The following is a 3715-nucleotide window of genomic DNA, read 5'->3' on the forward strand; positions in this document are numbered from 1 at the left end:
TTCCCTTTGTTTATTTTGTAAGAGTAAAACTCTATGACAAATATGTGCATGGGATAGACCTGGAGGCCATGGATGTTGAATTACAGTTTTACCGTGAAAAGGAAAAGAAAAAATACTCAAACATTCAAAGCTCTGATGACTCGCCACAAGAGGATAAAATGGATCTTTCCGAAGATGTCTCCAACAAAACCTTATCCAACTTGATCAGTCAACTTCAGCACACAATAAAGAACCTCTTTAATTTTATGCTCTAGGTTATTAATGCGCTCTATCTTCTATGTTCAAAACAGCGCATCCGCGAATTATACTATCTTTTGCGCTAAGAGTCCTTTAGCCGTGTTCCATTTTTTATGCTAACACCTTCTCTAAATTTATTGTAATTTTGAGTTACGGTCGGAAACTCTTATATCCAATCCTCCTATGAACCAACCTTCTTCCCCTTTTAGCAAACAGGAACTACTGCCTCAGGAAGAAACGCTGGAATTATTAAAGCAAAAGGGAGAACTCTTTATTGGGATCCCCAAGGAAAACCAATTTCAGGAAAAACGTATCTGTTTAACGCCAGATGCGGTCAATGCCTTAACAGCCAACGGCCATAGGGTGCTAATTGAGTCGGGTGCAGGAGATGGAGCTAATTTTTCCGATATAGACTACACCAATGCCGGGGCCACTATTTCCCGAGATACCAAAAAGGTTTTTTCCTGCCCCCTGCTTCTAAAAGTAGCGCCCCCTACCCTTTCGGAGATACAGTATATTAATCCGCAAACCACCATTATATCCGCCTTACAAATAAAGACCCAATCTAAGGAGTATTTTGAAGAACTGGCCAAAAAAAGGATCACGGCTATTGCCTTCGAATTTATTCGCGATGAAGATGGAAACTATCCTGCCGTACGATCATTAAGTGAGATAGCCGGGATCTCTTGTGTTCTTATTGCCGCAGAGATCATGGCTGCCACCAATCTGGGCAATGGACTTATGTTTGGAAACATAACCGGAGTACCACCTATAGAAGTAGTCATACTTGGTGCCGGTACCGTGGGAGAATTTGCAGCCAGGTCGGCCATAGGCCTTGGCGCCAATGTAAAGATCTTTGATAATTCAATAACCAAGTTGCGCAACATACAAACCAACTTACATCAAATTGTCTATACCTCTACCTTGCAACCCAAAAATCTGCTTAAATCACTAAAGCGATGCGATGTAGCTATAGGCGCCATGAGGGGCAGGGACCGGTCTCCGGTGATCGTAACGCAAACTATGGTAGAGCATATGAAAAAAGGCTCCGTTATTATTGATGTAAGTATAGATATGGGCGGATGTTTTGAAACAAGTGAAATTACATCTCATGATAAACCCGTCATTAATAAATTTGGCGTCTTTCATTATGGGGTTCCTAATATTCCTGCACGCTACCCGCGGACGGCCTCGGTATCTATCAGTAATATCTTTACTCCTTACTTGCTAAAGATTGGAGAGGATGGCGGACTCGAAAATTCCTTGCGATTCGATAAGGGACTTCGAAACGGACTGTATCTCTATCATGGCATATTAACCAATAAAACTGTGGGCGAATGGTTCGACCTGAAATACAGTGATATCAATTTCCTAATTTTTTAGCATGGCCTTTCTAAAACGCCTGGGTTACTTTATGGCAGGTCTCGCCATTGGCATTGTTATTCTTACCTTTTTATTGAAGAAGAAAACCACCGAGACCGGAACGGAGTTTTGTTACTTTCCCAATTGCCGCGTTTTAAAAGATTTACGATCTAAACCAATCTCATTTTCTGATAGCATTTCAGATCTCCTGGAGGAAGGAGTTGTAGACAGTGCAGATATTGCATCATTCTTACGAGAGGGATCCGTGGTTTTTAGTAAAAGTGATACCCGCTCTCGTCCATGTACCACCTATGTGATTGAGCATACGTTAAAAGGGAAAGATGCAATTATGAAAACAATTAATTGCGACTCACTACTGCAGATCAGTCAAATCTCTTATTCGGATAATTAAGAACTACATCCTTATATTTTCCTTCTCTTGCGTTCTTTTTTCAATAACTCTAATTCCCTGTTGGTTTGCCCGGCAACAGAGGTGTTTTCCTCCGCTCTGCGTATGAGATAGGGCATAACATCTCGCACAGGCCCAAAAGGCAGATATTTTGCCACATTGTATCCTTCAGCCGCCAAATTAAAGGAGATATGATCACTCATTCCAAATAATTGCCCAAACCATATCCTTTTGTCATTAGGGGCAATTTGATGCTTTTCCATAAGGTACATCAGTAAGAGAGAACTATCTTCATTATGAGTCCCTGCAAAGAGCGACATTGTGTCTAAATGTTCTAAAATATAGGTGATGGTCTTATTGAAATTATTGTCTGTTTCCCGCTTGGAACCACAGATGGGAGTGTTATACCCTTCTTCCTCCGCACGTTCATTCTCCTTTTCCATATATGCGCCACGCACTGCCTTGATCCCAATTTTGAATCCTTCTTTCTCTGCCTTCTCCTGAAGCTTTTTTAAATATTCTAATCGGTCCCATCGATACAATTGTATGGTATTAAAAACGATTACCTTATCCTTGTTGTACTTGCGCATCATTTCCTCCACCAATTCGTCTGCGGCATCCTGCATCCAACTCTCCTCAGCATCTATCAAGAGACTTACATCCAGGTCATGTGCCTTTTTACACGTGGCGTCAAAGCGATTAACAACCCGGTCCCATTCGTTTTTCTCAGAGGATGTTAGTTGTTCTCCGGCTCCTATTTTTTGATAGAGGTGAAAACGGCCATACCCCGAAGGTTTAAAAACAGCAAATGGTATAGCTTCCTTCTCCTTCACAAAATCGAGTATTTTCAATGTTACAGACAAGGCATAATCCAGCGGATCTTCTGTATCCTTCCCTTCCACAGAATAATCGAGAATTGAACACACTCCTTTTTCCCATAATTTGTCTACGGTAGGCATGCAGTCTTTCTCATTTATACCGCCACAAAAATGATCAAAGACCGTAGCTCTTATAAGTCCCTCTACCGGTAAATGAGTTTTTATGGCAAAATTGGTGACGGCAGTGCCGATCTTAACCAATGGCTGATTGCCAATTAATTTAAAGAGAAAATAAGCACGTTCTAATTCGGCATCTGTTTTTAGAGCAAAGGCCGTTTTGGTATTCTCAAAAATTTGCGCCATTTATTGTATTTTATTAATGTTCCAAAGATAATCACTGAAATTATATTCATTTGCTAAAAAATAGCCTTTAATTTGTGGAGATATCACTTAAATTGATCCCCTAGTACATGGAATCGATCCTTACAGACTCTTATGCCATTTATTTCAACACTCATGCCTACAAGGCACTAAGCAAGGTATTGAAAGAAAAGAATTACTCAAAGATCTTTATCCTGGTCGATGAGAATACCCATAGGGACTGCTTGCCTTTGTTCCTCTCCTCAATTGAAACCTCGGCAGATCTTGAGATCATTGAAATGGAAGCCGGAGAGACACACAAGACCATTGATACCTGTGTGCAAGTATGGCATGCACTGTCTGAACTAAATGCAGACAGGAAGAGTCTTTTGATCAATCTCGGTGGTGGCGTAGTTACAGATCTTGGCGGATTTGTCGCATCTACCTTTAAACGGGGTATGGATTTTATCAATGTGCCAACCAGCCTTCTGGCCATGGTAGACGCCTCTATTGGTGGTAAAACAGGGGT

4 protein-coding genes and 1 pseudogene are annotated in these 3715 nt (G+C 41.1%); 4 read left to right on the forward strand and 1 reads right to left on the reverse strand.

What is annotated here, in order from left to right:
• The 3 genes and pseudogenes from Q0X72_RS13275 to Q0X72_RS13285 all read left to right on the forward strand — a co-directional run.
• A pseudogene (locus Q0X72_RS13275) lies at window positions 1–254 on the forward strand (hypothetical protein); the annotation flags it as partial.
• Window positions 255–420: 166 nt separating this feature from the next.
• The gene (locus tag Q0X72_RS13280) at window positions 421–1620 is read left to right on the forward strand and encodes an alanine dehydrogenase (protein ID WP_297766378.1); all 1200 of its coding nucleotides are present in this window, start codon (window positions 421–423) and stop codon (window positions 1618–1620) included.
• A 1-nt stretch (window position 1621) separates the two neighbouring features.
• Window positions 1622–2011 carry a DUF4258 domain-containing protein gene (locus Q0X72_RS13285; RefSeq protein ID WP_297766380.1) on the forward strand — a complete coding sequence of 130 codons (390 nt, stop codon included), beginning with the start codon at window positions 1622–1624 and terminating at the stop codon, window positions 2009–2011.
• Window positions 2012–2022: 11 nt separating this feature from the next.
• Here Q0X72_RS13285 and Q0X72_RS13290 read toward each other — a convergent pair whose 3' ends face one another.
• Complete coding sequence (locus Q0X72_RS13290; protein WP_297766381.1) at window positions 2023–3189, reverse strand: proline dehydrogenase family protein; 1167 nt, start codon at window positions 3187–3189, stop codon at window positions 2023–2025.
• Window positions 3190–3296: 107 nt separating this feature from the next.
• Here Q0X72_RS13290 and Q0X72_RS13295 point away from each other — a divergent pair.
• Window positions 3297–3715: iron-containing alcohol dehydrogenase (locus tag Q0X72_RS13295; RefSeq protein ID WP_297766383.1), on the forward strand; the 419-nt coding region annotated here is incomplete at its 3' end.

Source organism: uncultured Muriicola sp. (genome assembly GCF_947258935.1).
Classification (GTDB): Bacteria; Bacteroidota; Bacteroidia; order Flavobacteriales; family Flavobacteriaceae; genus Muriicola.